This is a genomic window from Sphingopyxis sp. (assembly GCF_019459305.1).
Classification (GTDB): Bacteria; Pseudomonadota; Alphaproteobacteria; order Sphingomonadales; family Sphingomonadaceae; genus Sphingopyxis.
This window is the reverse complement of record NZ_JAIBES010000031.1, coordinates 1-16483: the sequence shown is the minus strand read 5'-3', so window position 1 is coordinate 16483 and position 16483 is coordinate 1. Positions and strand designations below refer to the sequence as shown.

Genomic DNA, 16483 nt, shown 5'->3' with positions numbered 1-16483 from the left:
CATGTTGACCTCCCTCGACCGATTATCGACATTCGCCGCCCGACGCGCCGCACGCCCAATTGCCTGTTTTGTCCGGGGCTATGCATGACCCAAACAATCCCAACCGCCCTGGGGCCGGTCCGGCTGCTCGGCGACAATGAGACCCCTATTTGGGGCATGGCCAATTCAGAGCGTTGCCGTCGCTTGGCAGAAAGCGCGGCAAAAGATGGCAGCCGGCTGGCGGATGGCCAGGAACTTGTCGTCAACCTGGCCTTTGCCTTTGACCCGATGTTGCTGCGCGTGGTGCTCGAAACACCAGCCAGCGTCTTTGCTTGGAACGGCGTCCCCGTCGTCGGGCAAATCCCGGCCGGCAGCGATCCGATGGCCGCTGCTGTCACCGACCTGGCCGATGGGCGCAAATTGTACAATCGCCAGCTTCGCAAGCTCGACCAACCGTTCGTCAGGGAGCTGACCCCCGCCACCCGGCGCGAGATCGAGCGCAAAAGCTATTTCGGTGCCTATAAGGGTGTCACCGATCTGCTGACCAAATATCTGTGGCCCGAACTGGCACTCTGGCTGACGCGGATCGCCGCCAGCATCGGCATGACGCCAAACATGGTGACGGCAATTGGCGCTGCGGCCTGCGTTTATGCCACCTATCTCTTCGCCCACGGCCATTATTGGGCGGGTATGCTCGCGGGATTCACCTTCATGGTGCTCGACACGGTCGATGGAAAACTGGCGCGCTGCACCATCACCTCATCGAAATGGGGCAATGTCGCCGACCATGGCGTCGATCTGATCCACCCGCCGTTCTGGTGGTATTTCTGGGGCGTCGGGCTCGGTACCTGGGGGCTTGCGCTCTCCAGTGAAGTCTTCGCAGCAGTGATGATCGTCGTAGTCGTCGGCTATATCCTGCAACGGGTGATCGAGGGCGTCTATATCCGTTACTTCGGCATCGACATGCATACTTGGCAACCCTTCGACAGCCGCTTCCGCCTGATCACCGCGCGGCGCAATCCGAATATGGTCATCCTGTTCGTTGCGCTGCTCGCCGGACGCCCCGACATCGGGCTGATCGCGCTCGCTGGATGGATTTTGATCTCGCTGATCGTCCATACCGTTCGACTCGTACAGGCCTACGCGACCAAGCGCGCAGGGCATCTCATCGTCAGCTGGATGGAAGCCGCATGAACGAAACCATCACCAAATTCGGCCACCCCGCGACGCTGATTGCCGAATATGATCATTGGGTCGTGCTGATCCGCCCCGCACAGTCGACGCTCGGCGCGCTGGTGCTGGCGGCGAAATCCGACGCGACGGCATTCGGCGATTTGCCTGCCGCGGCGCACACCGAACTCAAGGTCGCGACGGCCGCGATCGAGGCGGCGCTGACCGGCGCGGTCGGCTATGCAAAGATCAACTATCTGATGCTGATGATGGTCGACCCGCACGTCCATTTTCACGTCCTGCCGCGCTACGACGGCGAACGGTCGGGGGCGGGCCTGACGGTTGCCGACGCCGGTTGGCCGGGGCAGCCCAATCTGGCGCAGGCGGTGAAGCTGGACGAGGCGCAGATCGCGGCGCTGACCGGCTGGCTCAAGCCCTATTTCGCGTAAAGCCCTTCCGCCGCCCATTTGGCGGTGAGCGTATCGGCGGCTTCGACATCCTGCGGGAAATCGACTTCCTGCCACTCCAGCCCCTCGATCGACACCGTGCCGACGCGGTTGCCCTTGGCGATCACGTCGATCGCGCGCAGATACCAGCGTTCGACCCCTTCGGGGGTGCGCATCATCTGGTCGACCTGGTTGCGAAAGATCGACGGACCGTCGCCGACAAACGCCAGCATCCCGATCGATTCGGCGTTGGTGTCGGGGGGCAGCAAGCGTTTGCCGATGTGATGCAGACGCCCTTCGGCGTCGCGGTTCACCTTCATATCGTCGTCGTCATAGTCGGTCTTGACGTCGACGGTGACGGTAATCGGCTCGTTGGCGCCCGCGATCAGCTTCGCGACGATGTCGTCCGAAATGATGGTGTCACCGTTGAGAATGATGAAATCGCGGTCCATCTCCTCGCGCGCGATCCAGCAGGTGCCGAGATTGTCGGCGACCTGAAAGAAAGGATTGAACAGCGTGCGAATGCGCACCCCGGTGTCGCGATAGAGCTGCAGCGCATGATCCTCGACACGCTCGGTGCGAAACCCGGTGACGACGACGATGTCCTTGATGCCGTTCGCGGCGAGCGCCGCGACCTGCCAACCGATCAGCGTGCGACCGTTGAGGTCGATCAGGCATTTGGGAATGTCGCGGGTCAGCGGCAGCAGGCGCGAACCCTGCCCGGCCGACAGGATGATGGCTTTTTCGATGGTCATAGCGGCTGCCCTATAGCGGCTTGCCGCCGCGCGGCAAATATCCGCTCGATCAGCTCAATGTCGGATGGCTTATCGGCGTCGATGCACGCCTCGGCTTCGGACATCGGCACGATCCTCGCTTTCAGCCCGAAGCGCAGCCCGGCGCGTGCAACACCCTGCTGGATCGTGAATAGACGAAGCAACGCCCCGATCAGCAACCACGGGCCGAACGCGGCAACGATCTTCAACCCCTTTTTGCGATCACGCTCGATCCGGCCCCAGAAATCGAGCAGCGGCAGCACCCGCCGCCCGCGCAGCCGAAACATATTGGCCCCCGACCACCAACCGCCGCGGAATTTAAGCCAGGTACGTTTCGACTGCGGGTAACGCGAAAACAGCACATCACGTTCGACCATGGCCACTGCAACATCGCTGGCTTCGGCTCCCGCCAGAAATTCGGCAATCATTGACGGCGTCAGCAGGACATTGTCGGCGGTCGTGACCAGCACGGGCGCATCACCCGGCGGTAGCGCGGCGGCGAGCGAGCTGCTGATCCCCTGACCAGAGTCGGCAAAGTGCAGCTCGGCGAACGCGGCGAGTTCCGGTTTCGCCGCCAGTTCGGCGCTGTTTTGCGCCAGCACCGTGATCGGCCCGACGAGCGGCGATGCCCGAAGGGCGCGCACCACGTGGACAAGCATCGGCTGCCCCGTGATCGGCAGCAACGCCTTGGTAGATGCTCCGCTGCCGGTCAGCAGCGGGTCGGGGCCGGGGCGGCTACCCGCGAGGACGATCGCCGGGATCATTCGGGACGAGGCGCGGGGGCAACGGGGCGCGCGGTGACGCCGCGCAGGAAATCGGTCATCTCGGGCAGGATCGGCCCTTTGTACGCAAGTGGTTTGGTCAGGGCCATGACCAGGTCATTGTGGCTCAGCCCGTCATATTCGCGCAGCGTCGCCGAACCGCCGACCTTGTGCATCGCTGCCGCCAGTCGGCGGCTGTTGCGGACTCGCACCACGGTGTCGGCGGTGCCGTGACCCAACCACAGCGGCGGCGCATCGGAGCTCACGAAAGTGATCGGCTGTGTCTTCTCAACCGGGCGGATATCGCCCATCGCGACATCGGCGCGGCCACCCTTTTCGAAGGGGTAGAAGTCATAGGGCCCGGCGAGCGCCGCGACGCCGCGGATCACCGACGCGTCACTGCCTGCCGCCTTCATCCACTGTGGGTCGAGCGCCAGCATCACCGCGTTATAGGCACCCGCCGAATGGCCCGACAGCGCGATGCGATCGCGGTCGCCGCCATAATTCGCGATATGCGCGTCGGTCCACGCCACCGCGGCGGCGCTGTCGTGCAGGAAATCAGGCCAATGACCTTCGGGCACAATACGATAATCGGGGATGACGACGACAAAGCCCTGCTTGGCAAAGGCGCGCCCGGCAAAGCCATAATCGTCGCGCGCGCCGCTGTACCAGCCGCCACCATAGTGGAAGACGAGCACCGGCAACTTGTCGGTCTTCTTGGTCCCCGTCGGTACCCAGATGTTGAGTTTGTTGCGCGGCCCTTCGCCATAGGGCTGCCCCGCGACCAGCAACGTCGCGCCGTCACTATCACCCAGAAACCGGTCGCCAAAATTCAGCGATTTAGCGCCGCCCGCGACGATCATCCGCGCCGCACCACCGAACAGCAGCACGAGCAGGACGGCCACCACCAGATATTTGATCAATCGCCGTCCCTTGGAAATCTCTGCTGCCATGATTGCGCCCTACATGGCAGCGCGGGGTGCGACAAGACGCCGCCCCGCCCGGTCCGATCGGTATGGCGAAAGAGCCGCGATGATATCCGCCACCTTTTTCGCGCTCGTGCGTAGAACAGGACAATGACCAGCCATTTCTCCCGCCCGGCCCTGATCTGCAACACCCAGAGCGGCGGCCACGACGAGGCTGTGCGCGAACAGATCGAAATGCTCTGCCGCGACCACGGGACGCCGCTGGTCGCGACCTTTGCCTTGCCCGAGGGCGACATTCCCGATGCGACCCAATTGAAGCTGCAACGCATCGACCTGCTGCTGGTATGGACCGGCGACGGCACAATCAACGCCGCGGCGACGCAGGCGGCGGGTTGGGATGGCGCAATCCTGGTGTTGCCCGGCGGGACGCTCAACCTGTTGTCGAAGGCGCTGCACGGCGACCGGTCGGCACCCGAAATCCTGACCGATGCGCTGCAAGGCAAAATGCGGCGCAGCGCGATCCCGACGATCCGGTCCGACACCGGCACCGCCTTCATCACCGTCGTCGCTGGTCCGGCAACGCGCTGGGCCGAGGTGCGCGAGACGATGCGGCAGGACGGGATCATCGAGGCAAGCCGCGCCGCGCCCGAGGCGCTCGACGAGATGATGAACGCCCCGGGCGTCCGCGTAGGTGCCGACGGCAAAACCTATCCGGCAGTGATCCTGACCCCGACGCCAACCGGCATCCGCGCCGATGGCATATTGACCGAAGGCACCGGTGATGTGCTGCGTCACGGCCTCGCGTGGCTCGGCGGCGACTTCCGCGACGGGCCGAGCGAGCCGATCGCAACCGGCGTGACGCTCGCTCTCGAAAGCGACGAGACCATCTGTCTCGAGTTCGACGGCGAGCTCGGAGAGATGGCGTCGCCGGCCCGCTTTTCGATCGGCACCAGCGCGGTCGATTTCGTCGCGACGGCATGACGCGGCTGTTCCATATCAGCGATCTGCATTTCGGGTTGGAGGATCGCGCCGCGCTTGACTGGTTCCGCGAATGCGTCCGCCGCGAACAACCCGACGCGGTGCTGATCACCGGCGACCTGACGATGCGCGCGCGTAGCCATGAATTTGCCGCCGCGTGCGATTGGATCGAGGCGCTCGACGTGCCGGTCACGGTCGAAGTCGGCAACCACGACCTGCCCTATTTCAACCCGTTCGCGCGCTTTTTCTGGCCCTATCGCCGCATCCGGCGAATCGAGCGGCTGGTTGAACGCGAGCTTGATTTTACCCATGTCGCGGTGGTGCCGCTCAAGACCACCGCACGCGCGCAGTGGCGGCTGGACTGGTCGAAAGGCTGGGTGACGCGCGATGCGCTCGCCAAGACGCTGACCGCGATCGACGCGCTGCCGAGCGGGGTCACCGCGCTCGTCACCGCCCATCATCCGCTGGTCGAAGCCGGAACAAAAGGACGCGCGCTGACCCGCGGCGGCGCGCGGGCGCTTGAGGCGCTGGCATCGCGCGGTGTAGCGGCGGTGCTGACCGGCCACGTCCATGACGCGTTCGACCTGGTCGCGCCCACCACCGCGGGTCTCATCCGCATGATTGGCGCTGGTACCTTGTCGCAGCGCATCCGTTCGACCCCGCCCAGCTTCAACGAACTGCGGATCAAGGATGGCGAGGTCGAAGTCCGCGTCCGCAATGTCGCGGCCGTCCCCACCCCCGACATGCAGATCACCGATATTCCTACCGACGCCCTGCCGCCGCGCGACCCCGGCGAACCGGTGGCACCCATCCACGCCGTCCCGCCGGTTGATCCGCCGGTGCATTGACGCCGCCCATTGACGCCCTTGGCCATCCCGTTAGGTTGCAAGAAAAAACGGGATGAGGAACGACAATGCTGACCAAGGGCGACGATTTCCCGCTGCACCAGAGCGCCGAGCCGATCGCCTTTGCGGGCACCGATCGCAATTTTTACGACCGCTATTTCTTCAACGGTTATGCGCCCGACGGATCGGTGTTCTTTGCCGCCGCGATGGGATTTTATCCGCAGCTCGGGATCGTCGATGCTGCCTTTTGCATCCTTATCGACGGGGTGCAGTATAACTTGCGCGCCAGCCGCCGCTCGGGGGGGGAGCGGCTGAACTTGGCGGTCGGTCCGATCGTGATCCGCATCGACGAGCCGCTGGAGCGGCTGACGCTGACCGTCTCCGCCAACGACGGCCCGCTCACCGGCGAGCTGCATTTCACGGCGCGCCATTTCCCGATCGAGGAACCGCGCTTCACGCGCCGCACCGGCACCCGCCTCTTCATGGACTATACCCGCATGACCCAGAACGGCCATTGGTCGGGCTGGCTGGCGGTCGATGGCGCGCGCGTTGATGTCGGGTCCGACTGGGCCGGGACACGCGACCGCAGCTGGGGCATCCGCCCCGTCGGGGCCGCCGAACCGCAACCGCCGCCGCAGGGCAATTTTCACCAATTCTTCTGGCTGTGGACGCCGTGCAATTTCGCCGATCGCTCGTTGTTCTTTCACAGCAACGACGATGGCGAGGGCAGCCCGTGGAACCGGCGAGCGGTGGTGGTGATCGGCACGGGCGCTGAACGCCATTTCGCCGATCCGGCCTTTGCCGCCGAATGGCAGCCGGGAACGCGGCGCCTGAACAAATTGACCGCCGATTTCGACGGGAGCACGCGTCTGACCCTCACCCCCAGCGGACCATTGTTCGCGATGAGCGGGCTCGGGTACACCCATCCCGTCTGGGGCCACGGCTTCGATCATGGTGAGCTGGAAGTCGCGCATGACAGCCTCGCTGAGGCCAAGCGGCAGTGGGGCAATCCGCTCGCAATGCACGTCCAGGCACTGGTTAGCGCCGAGCTGACCGATGGCGACCGGACCGATGTCGGGGTGGGGGTGCTCGAACAATTGTTTGTCGGCCCGCACGCACCTACTGGCCTCTCCGGGCTGATGGATCCAGCCGCATGACCTTTCCGACGTCGCCCGAGGCGATGTCTGCCGATTGGCTCGGCGTGGTGCTCGGGCAGCAAGGAAGGCTTAAAGGTTTCACCGCGACCAAAGTTGGCACCGGGCAAATGTGCGACAGCTATCGCCTTACGCTCGACTGGCAGGACAACACCGAAGCCCCCGCGACCGTGGTCGCAAAATGCCCGAGCCATGACGACGCGAGCCGCAATATCGCAAAGCTCACTGGCACTTATGTCAAAGAAGTCAGCTGGTATCGCGAGCTCGCTGCCGCGAGCGGCGTTCCGGCGCCGCGCTGCCATCATTCGGAGATTGCCGACGATGAGGTCGGCTTCATCCTCATCCTCTCCGACCTCGCCCCGGCGCGGCAGGGCGATCAGCTGGCAGGACTTGGCCTCAACGGCCTCGTGCCGTGCATCGACGCTGCGGCCAGCCTCCACGCCTACCTCTGGAACGATCCGCGCCTCGCGCAAATGCCGTGGCTTGCCCGCGACAATGGTGATCTGGTCAGGGTGCTGTTCCCGCAGCTTTATCTGGGATTTCGCGAGCGATATGCCGCCCGCCTGGCGCCCGAAATCCTCGACGTTGGCGCGGGCATCGTCGCGCAGCTCGACGCTTATCTGTCGCGCGAGCCCGCTGCACGGACGCTCGTCCATGGCGACCTTCGCATCGACAACATCCTGTTCGCGCCCGACGGCAACGCCTGCTGGCTTGTCGACTGGCAGACGCTGGGGCGCGGCAGCGGCGCCGCCGATCTCGCCTATCTGGTCGGCACCAGCATCGCCGACCCGTTGGACCGCGCCGCCGCCGACCGCCCGGCCTTCGACCATTGGATCGCGGCGTTGCGCGCGCGAGGCATTGCTCCCGACCCGCGGGCGCTGTGGGACGATTACCGCATCGGGGCGCTCAGCGGCTATTTCATGGCTGTTTTTGCGTCGATGAATGTCGAACGCACTGACCGCGGCGACGAAATGTTCGCGGTCATGGCCGAGCGCCCGGCGCGGCAGGCGCTGGCGCTCGGAAGTTTGGATTTGCTTTGACGATTGCGTAACTAGGCCTCGACCCGGCTCTCAGCCACAGCCTCGATAATCGCATCGCAAAAGGCGGGCAGGTCGTCGGGACAGCGGCTGGTGATGATATTGCCGTCAACCACGACTGCCTCATCGACATATTCGGCGCCCGCATTGATCACGTCGATACGGATGGACTTGTAACTGGTCAGCCGCTTGCTCTTGGCAAGCCCCGCCTCGATCAAGAGCCACGGAGCATGACAGATCGCCGCAATTGGTTTTCCAGCGTGGTCGAAGTCGCGGATCAGCGCCACCGCGGCATCATCGACGCGCAATAAATCGGGGTTGATCTGGCCGCCGGGCAGAACAAGCGCAGCATAATCAGCGATATTGACGTCGGCGATCTTCAGATCGACCTCGACGTCGTCGCCCCAATCATCGCCGTCCCAGCCGGTAATGTCATCCGATTTGAGCGACGCGATGTCGACCTCTGCACCGGCCGCCTGGAGTCGTTCAAGCGGCACCTCAAGTTCGGATTGCTCGAAGCCGTCGGTGGCCATGATGAGAATGCGGTGCGAGGCGAGCGGCTCGGCGTTTGCCATGGGATAATCCTTTCATACTGGAGTATCCTCAACGCCGCCCGCGACCCGGATGTTGCATCCTGCCGCCATCGCCGCGCCATGCAAAAAGGGCGGCCCATCGCTGGACCGCCCTTCCCGTTTCCCGATCCGTCGATCGAGGAAAGTCGTTTAACGCTTCGAGAACTGGAAGCTGCGGCGGGCCTTGGCCTTGCCGTACTTCTTACGCTCGACGGTGCGGCTGTCACGGGTCAGGAAGCCGGCCGACTTCACCACGCCGCGCAGCGCGGGTTCGAAACGGGTCAGCGCCTGCGAGATACCGTGCAACACGGCGCCCGCCTGACCCGACAGGCCGCCGCCCTTGACGGTGGCGACAATGTCATAGCTGCCGATGCGATCGGTCAGACCGAAAGGCTGGTTGATCACGAGGCGCAGCGTCGGCCGTGCAAAATACACTTCCTGGTCGCGGCCGTTGATCGTGATCTTGCCCGTGCCGGGCTTCAGCCACACGCGGGCAACGGCGTCCTTGCGGCGGCCGGTCGCATAAGCGCGGCCCTGCTTGTCGACGATCTTCTCACGCAGCGGCGTGGTCGAGACCGGAGCTGCGACAGTGCCTTCAACGGCGCCGCCGAGATCCTTGAGATCGGTCATGGTCTGTTCGTCAGCCATTATGCACCCACCTTGTTCTTGCGGTTCATCGACGCGACGTCGATCACTTCGGGGCTCTGCCCTTCATGCGGATGTTCGCTGCCGGCGAAAATGCGCAGGTTGCGCATCTGCTGCCGGCCGAGCGGGCCACGCGGGATCATGCGTTCGATGGCCTTTTCGAGCACGCGCTCGGGGAAACGGCCTTCGAGGATCTTCGCCGGGCTGGTTTCCTTGATGCCGCCGGCATAGCCGGTGTGCTTATAGTAACGCTTGTCCTGCAATTTCTTGCCGGTGAACGCCACCTTCTCCGCGTTGATGACGATGACATTGTCACCGCAATCGACGTGGGGGGTGAACGACGGCTTGTGCTTGCCGCGCAGGATGTTGGCGATGATCGATGCAACGCGGCCCACAACGAGACCCTCGGCGTCGATCAGCACCCATTTCTTTTCGACCGTGGCAGCGTTCGCCGATACGGTCGTCTTGGTCAGCGCCTTCATCATGGCACGCTCCTTGACAGATGGGACTGGGCGATGGAGCGATGCTCCAAGGCCCGAAACAAACCGCGCCGCCTGATCCATGATGGACGCAGCGGCGCTTCGGAGCGGGCCAATGACGTCAAGCGGGCGGAAAGTCAAGCAGATCGCGGCTTTGCTGACAGGTATTATGATACCCTATGCTTCACGGAGCAGGCACGAGCGCCCGTACACGCTCTTCGACGCGCGTCCGTCCCGCGCCTTTGGGCTCGACAATCCATGTCTGTCCCCGTTCCCGCATCACCAGCCCGGTGGCGGTAGCGACGGTGCACAGATGGTCTATCTGGAACGGCGGGGCGCCCTCGCCGGCCCCCGAATCCTGTTCGACGTTCGCGACCGTCCGGAGCGTTCCGCCGTGCAGCATGGAAACGCCGGCGCCATCGGCCGCAGCGGCTGCGACGATCGCATCATTTGCCGCCGCTACCAGCGCGCGCGCATCAGCGGCCGCCAGCCGGTCGGGTTCGGCCGCTGGCAGTGCGGCAATTATCTGCGCCAGCTGTTTGGCCTCGGCGCGGTCACCCTGGCGCCCGTCGTCTCGATCCGCGCCGTCGCCCCTTCCCACAGGCCGTCTGGATCGACCAAGTCGATGCGGCTGCCGCTGCCTGTTCCGAGGACATCGCCTTACGCGGGCAAGGGCTGAGCGACCAACAGCAGCGCGCTGCCGAAACCGCCGAGCAGCATCATGCGGCGGTGCGGCCCAGCCGGTGCAGCGACGCGGCGGCGATAGCAACGAGGATGGCCCCCACCACCTGATGCGCGACGGCGACCCACATCGATACGCCCGACACCACGGTCCAGATCCCCAGCAGCATCTGCACCGCAACCACCGCGACCAGCAGCCCGGCCTCACGTTTGGCCCCGAACCGCGACACGCTGCGCGCGAGCAGCAACAGCGCCAGCGCCGCAATCCACGACCACCAGCGATGCAAGAAGTGGATCAAGAAGGGATCATTGGTCAGCGCCAACCATGGGCCGCCCGCCAAGTCGATGCCTTCGGGGACGAAATGATCGTTCATCAATGGCCAGCTGCTGGCGACGAACCCGGCGTTCAGTCCGGCAACCCAAGCGCCAAGCAACAGCTGGATGAACAGGATGGCGATGACCGCGATGCCACCCCCGGTGAGCCGCGCGGGCCGCGCGCCCGGATCCCGTGCCAGCGCATCAAGGTCGCGCGCGGTCCAGACCAGACCCGCAAGCAAGAACAATGCGGTTAACAAATGCGCTGCAAGACGGAAATGGCTGACATCGGTGCGATACTCCAGTCCCGACGCGACCATCCACCACCCGAGCGCGCCTTGTAGTCCGACGATCGACGTCAGCGCGAACAGGCGCACGCCATAACCCGCCGGGATCGCGCGGCGCCAAGCGTACCAGGCCAGCGGCACGACCATCGCCATGCCGACCACGCGCCCCAGGATGCGGTGCAGCCATTCCCAGAAAAAGATCGCCTTGAACCCCGCCAGCGTCATGCCGAGGTTGATCTCTTTATATTCGGGGATCTGCTTGTATTTCTCGAATTCCGCGATCCAGTCGGCCTCGTTGAGCGGCGGCAGCACGCCCGAGACCGGCCGCCATTCCGTAATCGACAGCCCTGATTCGGTCAGACGCGTGATCCCGCCGACCCCGACCACGATGACCACCAACAAAGCGACTGCCCACAGCCAGCGCGCAAGCGCGGCGGGGCGGGGTTGGTGGGCGGCGGGCGAGGACAAGGTTGAGGCGTGCGTCATCGCTCCGCCCTATCGCCGCTTGGCCGTCGATAGGCAAGCGCTGGGCAAATGCGAACAATAGGAAATTCATGGCCGCGACAGGCGCGCGTTGATAAGCGGGACCGATGCTGCATTCTGCTTCCGCCCTTGTTGTCGCTCTGTCGCTGCTGGTCGCCGTGCCAGCGGGTGCCGCGACGCCCCCCGATCGGTCGCCCTATGTGTCGTTTGCGGCGCTGGAGGCACGCGTTGCGGCGATCGGATTTCGCCTGACCACCGCCAATGCCGCATGGTGCCCGGTGCAGCAGCCGCAGTTCGGCTGGATCTGGGGCGACCCGCGCCTTTATGATGCGGAACGACGGCCCGAAGCACTCGCCGCCTATGGCGCGGTGGACCGCGACGACCCGTTTATTGCGGCGATTGCGCCGACCTCGCCTGCAGCTACGGTCGGGATGCGCGTCGGCGTCGCTGTCATCGGGATGCAAGGCGGCGCCGTGCCCGATGGGGCGGATGCTCATCCTTTTGCGCGGATTACCGCAATTGAGACATCGCTCGCGGCGCTCCCGCACACTGCTCCGCTCAGGCTCGACACCGGCGATGCGCGCGCGCTGACCCTCACCCCCATCGCTGGCTGCGTCAGCGATTTTCGCGTCGAGGCGAGCGAGAAAGCGGGGGCCGTCGCCGATGGGCGGATGGTGCTGGTGAATCAGGGGTTGGCCCAATTTGCGCAGGACGATGATGAGTTGGCCGCGGCAATCGCGCACGAGCTGGCGCACAATATCCTGCGCCACCGGGCGCGCCTTGATGCTGTGGGGGTCGATCGCGGGTTGGGTAAACAGTTTGGGCGCAGCGCGCGGCTGTTCAAGCAGACCGAGGTCGAGGCCGACCGGCTGTCGGTGTGGCTGCTTGCGGGGGCCGACTATGATCCCGGCGCCGCCGCCCGTTTCTGGCAGAAGTTCGGTCAGCGCAAGGGCCGCCCGATGTTTCAGGCGGCATCCCATCCGGGTTGGCGCGACCGTGTCGCTGCGCTCGAAGCCGAAGCCGCGCTGATCGCTGCGGCGCGCGCAGCGGGCCAGCCGCTGCACCCACCGCTGATCGACGCTCCGGCGCCCTTGGAATAGCGCCGCGCTCCTCCTATTTTGGGGGCACCTGCTTCTCCAGTCCAAGGATCGACGCCATGACCCAAGAAACCGCCATTTTTGCCGGAGGCTGCTTCTGGTGTACCGAAGCGGTGTTCCAATCGCTCGCCGGCGTCGAGACAGTCGAAAGCGGTTATATCGGCGGCCATGTCGCCGATCCGACCTACAAGCAGGTGTGCGGCGGCGAAACCGGCCATGCTGAGGCGATCCGCATCACCTTCGATCCAGCGGTCATCAGCTATGACGACCTGCTCGACGTCCATTTTGCCACCCATGACCCGACGACGCTCAACCGCCAGGGTAACGACGTCGGCACCCAATATCGCAGCGCACTGTTCCCGCTCAACGCCGCGCAGGGCGACGCGGCACGGGCGGGCATCGAACGGGCCGAGGGCGACTGGCCGACGCCGGTCGTCACCACGATCGAGCCGGTGTCCGACTGGTACCCGGCCGAGGATTATCACCAATCCTATTGGGACGGCGAAGGCCAGCGCAATCCGTACTGCATGGCGGTTATTCCGCCAAAGCTGGCGAAACTGCGCAAGGGATTTGCCGACCGGTTGCGCACCTGAGTTATCGGGTCGTCATCCCGGCGAAGTAGAGTGTGATGGCTCGCCCTTCGGGTCGGGTCGACGTTTGCCAAATGGCCGCATGACGTCACTTTTCATTGACTTTCCAATCCTTTTGACTAGCGGACGCCCCCGCGCTGGAGCAAGCTAACGTCAGGCGCAGGTGGGGGGTCGCTGCAAAGTGCTGGCATCGCTGTTTCTGATTGGCGCGTCGCTGACGACGCCCCAGATGTCGGCTCAGGCCGCAAGCCAGACGATTGTTGAAGACAGCGACGACGGCATGGCGCGCGCGGTCAACCGGATGGTCGGCGGCATCGTCAGCTATGCGCGCTGGCCCGACGGATCGCCCGATGCAACGCGCGTGATGTGCGTGATCGGCACTCCGCGGCTGACCAATCGCATGGCACCCGACGGCCCCGGCGCCACATCGGTGCTGGTGCGCCGGTTGAACGCAGCTACGGTGACTGGCCGCTCCGACTGCGACATCCTGTTCCTCGGTCGCATGGCGATGGCCGACCGGCGGCAACTGATCGCGTGGGTTCGCGGCCGTCCGATCCTGACGATCACCGACGACGATGCGGCGTGTATCTATGGCGCCATGTTCTGCCTGAGCAATCGCGCGGCGAGCCTCAGCTTTTCGGTCAATCTCGACGCCATCGGGCGCGGTCCGCTGCGGATCGACCCGCGGGTGCTGAGCATCGGCCGCAGCGCCGGAGGCCCCACATGACGGGCCAGACCACCGAACGGATCGGCGCGCGCACGACGCTGCAAAAGCTTCTGTCGCGCTTTCATTTCGGCATCACCCTGTTCGCGGTCGCGCTGTCGGGCCTGACCATTTTGCTCGCCGGCGTGTCGGCGCTTCGCGGTTATGCCGATCGCAATATGGAACTGGCCGCGCAACTCGGCGCCTATGGCGTCGAACCCGCGCTAGTGTTCAATGACCCGCAGGCGGCGCGCGAAGGGTTGGAGCCGCTGACCCGCATTCCCGGGATCGCCCGGCTGCGCGTGCTCAATGATCGCGGCCAGAAGCTCACCCAATGGACCTCGCCGATGGCCGACCCCGCCCCACTGCTGACCCGCATGTTTTTCCCGCGCCCCTTCGCGGTGACCATTCAGCGCAACGGATCCGGGATCGGCACGATCGAGGTGTGGGGCGATAGCTCGACGTTGATCGACTATGTCCGCATCGGGTTTCTCGCCGGACTCGGTTGCCTGCTCATCACCGCGCTCGGCACGATCTTTCTGGCGCGGCGGTTCGAATATGAGCTGGTCAAGCCACTCAACGAGATTGCCACCGTCGCGCATGACGTCCGCCTGCATCGCCGGTTCGACAAGCGCGTCAAACCTTTGGGGATTGCCGAGCTCGACCGGCTGGGCGGCGACATCAATGCGTTGCTCGACGAATTGCAGGGCTGGCAAGGAAACATGGAAAGCGAGCGAGCGCTGCTGGCTCACCGCGCCTCGCACGATACGCTGACCGCCATGCCGAACCGCGATGCCTTTGACGAGCAGCTCGCACAGCGCATCGCCGCCGCCGACGCACGCGGCCAGCGCTTTGCCCTGCTGTTTATCGACGCGGACAATTTCAAGGTGGCGAACGACAGTTTCGGTCACGCTGCGGGCGACGCGGTGCTGGTCGCGCTGTCGGCATGCATCAAGGACACGCTGCGCAAAAGCGACTTCGCGGCGCGCATCGGCGGCGACGAATTCATCGTCATCGTCGATCCGCTCGACCCCGACACCGTCCCCGGCGATCTGGCGCAGCAAATCCGGGCCTGCGTGGCGCAACCCGTCGTGCTGCCCGGCGGCGAAACCTATCGTGCGTCGGTCAGCGTTGGCGGCGCCGTTTATCCCGACGACGGAAGCGATGCGACAGCGCTGCTCACCGCCGCCGACGCCGCCATGTACGCCGACAAATTGAGCAACCGTTCCCGCGTATGACCATCGGAGTATCGCCGTGACACAGCCTGTCCCCCACCCCATCAGAAGCCTGCTTCTTATCGTCTGCGCGTCGCTGCTCGCCGCCTGCCAGAGCGTGCCGCAGCAGAGGGGATTCACCGCCGAACAAGTCGCCGTCCTGAAGGCCGAAGGCTTTGTCGAAGATGGCCCCGGCTGGGCACTGAGCATGCCCGAACGGCTGCTGTTTTCGACCAATGAAAGCAGCGTTCCGGCCGAGCAACAGGCGCGGATCACCGACATCGCGAGCAAACTTGTCTCGGTCGGCATCACGACTGCGCGCGTCGAAGGCCATACCGATTCAACGGGAACCGCCGTCTATAACCTCACGCTGTCTGAGGCGCGCGCGCAGGCCGTCGCCGCGCCTATGCAAGCGGGTGGGATGCAGCTCACCCCCGACCAGATAATCGGCCGCGGCGAAGCCGTGCCGATGTCCAGCAACGACACCGAAGCAGGCCGCCAGGACAATCGCCGGGTCGTGGTGATCGTGACACCGTAATAGACCCGATGAATCAACTCAGCCGCGCCGCTTTTCTTGTGCGCTCATCGCGGCTATGCCCCCGCCCATGAAACCGATCCGCAAAGCCGTCTTTCCCGTCGCCGGTCTCGGCACCCGCTTTTTGCCGGCGACCAAGGCGATCCCGAAGGAGATGCTGCCGATCGTCGATCGCCCGCTGATCCAGTACGCTGTCGACGAGGCGCGCGAGGCGGGGATCGAGCAGATGATCTTTGTCACCGGCCGCGGCAAGAGCGCGATCGAGGATCATTTCGACATCGCGTTCGAGCTGGAAAAGACGATGTCCGAACGCGGCAAGGATCTGTCGGTGCTCGAGCCGACACGGCTTGGCCCTGGCAACTGCGCCTATGTCCGCCAGCAGGAGCCGCTGGGCCTCGGCCACGCGATCTGGTGTGCGCGCGCGATCGTCGGTGACGAACCCTTTGCGATCTTCCTGCCCGACGAGTTCATGCACGGATCGCCCGGCTGCATGAAGCAGATGGTCGATGCCTACAACCAGGTCGGCGGCAATCTGATCTCGGTGCTCGAAGTGCCGCGCGACCAGGTGTCCTCCTATGGCGTGATTGCGCCCGGCGCGCGCGACGGCTCGCTGACCGAAGTCACGGGGCTGGTCGAGAAGCCCTCGGTTGCCGATGCGCCGTCGAACCTGATCATCTCGGGCCGCTATATCCTCCAGCCCGAAGTGATGCGCGTGCTCGAAGGGCAGGAGAAGGGTGCGGGCGGCGAGATCCAGCTGACCGACGCGATGGCGACGATGATCGGCACCCAGCCGTTCCACGCGGTGACCTTTGA

20 protein-coding genes are annotated in these 16483 nt (G+C 64.8%); 13 read left to right on the top strand and 7 right to left on the bottom strand.

The window, feature by feature from the left end; genetic code table 11:
- Positions 1 to 84 precede the first annotated feature (84 nt).
- Both K0M74_RS03230 and K0M74_RS03225 read left to right on the top strand, forming a co-directional pair.
- Positions 85 to 1173: a CDP-alcohol phosphatidyltransferase family protein gene (locus tag K0M74_RS03230; protein WP_293967913.1), complete on the top strand. Its 1089-nt coding sequence runs from the start codon at positions 85 to 87 to the stop codon at positions 1171 to 1173.
- The gene (locus K0M74_RS03225) at positions 1170 to 1598 is read left to right on the top strand and encodes an HIT family protein (protein WP_293967910.1); all 429 of its coding nucleotides are present in this window, start codon (positions 1170 to 1172) and stop codon (positions 1596 to 1598) included. The genes K0M74_RS03230 and K0M74_RS03225 overlap by 4 nt, the downstream gene beginning before the upstream one ends.
- On the opposite strand, the gene K0M74_RS03220 is transcribed toward K0M74_RS03225, so the two are convergent.
- From K0M74_RS03220 to K0M74_RS03210, 3 genes are read right to left on the bottom strand one after another with little or no spacing between them, the layout of a single operon-like run.
- Positions 1586 to 2350 carry a phosphocholine cytidylyltransferase family protein gene (locus tag K0M74_RS03220; RefSeq protein WP_293967907.1) on the bottom strand — a complete coding sequence of 255 codons (765 nt, stop codon included), beginning with the start codon at positions 2348 to 2350 and terminating at the stop codon, positions 1586 to 1588. The two genes, K0M74_RS03225 and K0M74_RS03220, sit on opposite strands and share 13 nt — an antisense overlap.
- The gene (locus tag K0M74_RS03215) at positions 2347 to 3132 is read right to left on the bottom strand and encodes a nucleotidyltransferase family protein (protein ID WP_293967904.1); all 786 of its coding nucleotides are present in this window, start codon (positions 3130 to 3132) and stop codon (positions 2347 to 2349) included. The genes K0M74_RS03220 and K0M74_RS03215 overlap by 4 nt, the downstream gene beginning before the upstream one ends.
- On the bottom strand, positions 3129 to 4082 hold the full coding sequence (locus K0M74_RS03210) for an alpha/beta hydrolase (RefSeq protein ID WP_293967901.1): 954 nt from the start codon (positions 4080 to 4082) through the stop codon (positions 3129 to 3131). Before K0M74_RS03210 ends, K0M74_RS03215 begins: the two co-directional genes overlap by 4 nt.
- A gap of 123 nt (positions 4083 to 4205) precedes the next feature.
- On the opposite strand from K0M74_RS03210, the gene K0M74_RS03205 reads away from it, so the two are divergent.
- The 4 genes from K0M74_RS03205 to K0M74_RS03190 all read left to right on the top strand — a co-directional run bounded on the left by K0M74_RS03205 (position 4206) and on the right by K0M74_RS03190 (position 8072).
- Entirely contained in the window at positions 4206 to 5036 is an 831-nt protein-coding gene (locus tag K0M74_RS03205) for a diacylglycerol kinase family protein (RefSeq protein WP_293967898.1), read from the top strand.
- Positions 5033 to 5881, top strand: coding sequence for a metallophosphoesterase (locus K0M74_RS03200; protein WP_293967895.1), 849 nt, complete (start codon positions 5033 to 5035; stop codon positions 5879 to 5881). Before K0M74_RS03205 ends, K0M74_RS03200 begins: the two co-directional genes overlap by 4 nt.
- Before the next feature lie 65 nt (positions 5882 to 5946).
- Positions 5947 to 7035: a hypothetical protein gene (locus K0M74_RS03195; RefSeq protein ID WP_293967893.1), complete on the top strand. Its 1089-nt coding sequence runs from the start codon at positions 5947 to 5949 to the stop codon at positions 7033 to 7035.
- Positions 7032 to 8072 carry an aminoglycoside phosphotransferase family protein gene (locus K0M74_RS03190; protein WP_293967889.1) on the top strand — a complete coding sequence of 347 codons (1041 nt, stop codon included), beginning with the start codon at positions 7032 to 7034 and terminating at the stop codon, positions 8070 to 8072. The genes K0M74_RS03195 and K0M74_RS03190 overlap by 4 nt, the downstream gene beginning before the upstream one ends.
- An 11-nt stretch (positions 8073 to 8083) precedes the next feature.
- Here the strand turns inward: K0M74_RS03190 and K0M74_RS03185 are convergent, their stop codons facing one another.
- The 3 genes from K0M74_RS03185 to rplM form a co-directional block, all read right to left on the bottom strand.
- The gene (locus tag K0M74_RS03185; protein ID WP_293967886.1) at positions 8084 to 8644 is read right to left on the bottom strand and encodes a type 1 glutamine amidotransferase domain-containing protein; all 561 of its coding nucleotides are present in this window, start codon (positions 8642 to 8644) and stop codon (positions 8084 to 8086) included.
- 147 nt (positions 8645 to 8791) lie between these two features.
- On the bottom strand, positions 8792 to 9289 hold the full coding sequence (gene rpsI, locus K0M74_RS03180; protein WP_088440281.1) for a 30S ribosomal protein S9: 498 nt from the start codon (positions 9287 to 9289) through the stop codon (positions 8792 to 8794).
- Positions 9289 to 9768, bottom strand: coding sequence for a 50S ribosomal protein L13 (rplM, locus tag K0M74_RS03175; RefSeq protein ID WP_293967975.1), 480 nt, complete (start codon positions 9766 to 9768; stop codon positions 9289 to 9291). The genes rpsI and rplM overlap by 1 nt, the downstream gene beginning before the upstream one ends.
- Positions 9769 to 10078: 310 nt before the next feature.
- Here rplM and K0M74_RS03170 point away from each other — a divergent pair, with 310 nt between their 5' ends.
- Positions 10079 to 10444 (top strand): hypothetical protein, encoded by a 366-nt coding sequence (locus K0M74_RS03170; protein ID WP_293967882.1) that lies wholly within the window; start codon positions 10079 to 10081, stop codon positions 10442 to 10444.
- A gap of 40 nt (positions 10445 to 10484) precedes the next feature.
- Here the strand turns inward: K0M74_RS03170 and K0M74_RS03165 are convergent, their stop codons facing one another.
- Complete coding sequence (locus tag K0M74_RS03165; protein WP_293967879.1) at positions 10485 to 11534, bottom strand: COX15/CtaA family protein; 1050 nt, start codon at positions 11532 to 11534, stop codon at positions 10485 to 10487.
- 104 nt (positions 11535 to 11638) lie between these two features.
- On the opposite strand from K0M74_RS03165, the gene K0M74_RS03160 reads away from it, so the two are divergent.
- The 6 genes from K0M74_RS03160 to K0M74_RS03135 form a co-directional block, all read left to right on the top strand.
- Complete coding sequence (locus tag K0M74_RS03160) at positions 11639 to 12631, top strand: M48 family metallopeptidase (RefSeq protein ID WP_293967876.1); 993 nt, start codon at positions 11639 to 11641, stop codon at positions 12629 to 12631.
- 56 nt (positions 12632 to 12687) lie between these two features.
- A complete protein-coding gene (gene msrA / locus K0M74_RS03155) occupies positions 12688 to 13221 on the top strand; it encodes a peptide-methionine (S)-S-oxide reductase MsrA (protein ID WP_293967873.1) in 534 nt (177 codons plus the stop codon).
- 178 nt (positions 13222 to 13399) lie between these two features.
- Positions 13400 to 13945: a YfiR family protein gene (locus tag K0M74_RS03150; protein WP_293967870.1), complete on the top strand. Its 546-nt coding sequence runs from the start codon at positions 13400 to 13402 to the stop codon at positions 13943 to 13945.
- A complete protein-coding gene (locus tag K0M74_RS03145; protein ID WP_293967867.1) occupies positions 13942 to 15159 on the top strand; it encodes a diguanylate cyclase in 1218 nt (405 codons plus the stop codon). Before K0M74_RS03150 ends, K0M74_RS03145 begins: the two co-directional genes overlap by 4 nt.
- Before the next feature lie 16 nt (positions 15160 to 15175).
- Positions 15176 to 15673, top strand: a complete 498-nt coding sequence (locus K0M74_RS03140; protein ID WP_293967864.1) for an OmpA family protein — start codon at positions 15176 to 15178, stop codon at positions 15671 to 15673.
- A 67-nt stretch (positions 15674 to 15740) separates the two neighbouring features.
- Positions 15741 to 16483 (top strand): UTP--glucose-1-phosphate uridylyltransferase (locus K0M74_RS03135; RefSeq protein ID WP_293967861.1); only part of this gene is annotated, 743 nt, incomplete at its 3' end.

Bases quoted from the DNA above. Each gene is read 5' to 3' on its own strand.
- K0M74_RS03230 (WP_293967913.1), top strand. From the start codon at position 85: ATGACCCAAACAATCCCAACCGCCCTGGGGCCGGTCCGGCTGCTCGGC.
- K0M74_RS03225 (WP_293967910.1), top strand. From the start codon at position 1,170: ATGAACGAAACCATCACCAAATTCGGCCACCCCGCGACGCTGATTGCC.
- K0M74_RS03220 (WP_293967907.1), bottom strand. From the start codon at position 2,350: ATGACCATCGAAAAAGCCATCATCCTGTCGGCCGGGCAGGGTTCGCGC.
- K0M74_RS03215 (WP_293967904.1), bottom strand. From the start codon at position 3,132: ATGATCCCGGCGATCGTCCTCGCGGGTAGCCGCCCCGGCCCCGACCCG.
- K0M74_RS03210 (WP_293967901.1), bottom strand. From the start codon at position 4,082: ATGGCAGCAGAGATTTCCAAGGGACGGCGATTGATCAAATATCTGGTG.
- K0M74_RS03205 (WP_293967898.1), top strand. From the start codon at position 4,206: ATGACCAGCCATTTCTCCCGCCCGGCCCTGATCTGCAACACCCAGAGC.
- K0M74_RS03200 (WP_293967895.1), top strand. From the start codon at position 5,033: ATGACGCGGCTGTTCCATATCAGCGATCTGCATTTCGGGTTGGAGGAT.
- K0M74_RS03195 (WP_293967893.1), top strand. From the start codon at position 5,947: ATGCTGACCAAGGGCGACGATTTCCCGCTGCACCAGAGCGCCGAGCCG.
- K0M74_RS03190 (WP_293967889.1), top strand. From the start codon at position 7,032: ATGACCTTTCCGACGTCGCCCGAGGCGATGTCTGCCGATTGGCTCGGC.
- K0M74_RS03185 (WP_293967886.1), bottom strand. From the start codon at position 8,644: ATGGCAAACGCCGAGCCGCTCGCCTCGCACCGCATTCTCATCATGGCC.
- rpsI (WP_088440281.1), bottom strand. From the start codon at position 9,289: ATGGCTGACGAACAGACCATGACCGATCTCAAGGATCTCGGCGGCGCC.
- rplM (WP_293967975.1), bottom strand. From the start codon at position 9,768: ATGAAGGCGCTGACCAAGACGACCGTATCGGCGAACGCTGCCACGGTC.
- K0M74_RS03170 (WP_293967882.1), top strand. From the start codon at position 10,079: ATGGTCTATCTGGAACGGCGGGGCGCCCTCGCCGGCCCCCGAATCCTG.
- K0M74_RS03165 (WP_293967879.1), bottom strand. From the start codon at position 11,534: ATGACGCACGCCTCAACCTTGTCCTCGCCCGCCGCCCACCAACCCCGC.
- K0M74_RS03160 (WP_293967876.1), top strand. From the start codon at position 11,639: ATGCTGCATTCTGCTTCCGCCCTTGTTGTCGCTCTGTCGCTGCTGGTC.
- msrA (WP_293967873.1), top strand. From the start codon at position 12,688: ATGACCCAAGAAACCGCCATTTTTGCCGGAGGCTGCTTCTGGTGTACC.
- K0M74_RS03145 (WP_293967867.1), top strand. From the start codon at position 13,942: ATGACGGGCCAGACCACCGAACGGATCGGCGCGCGCACGACGCTGCAA.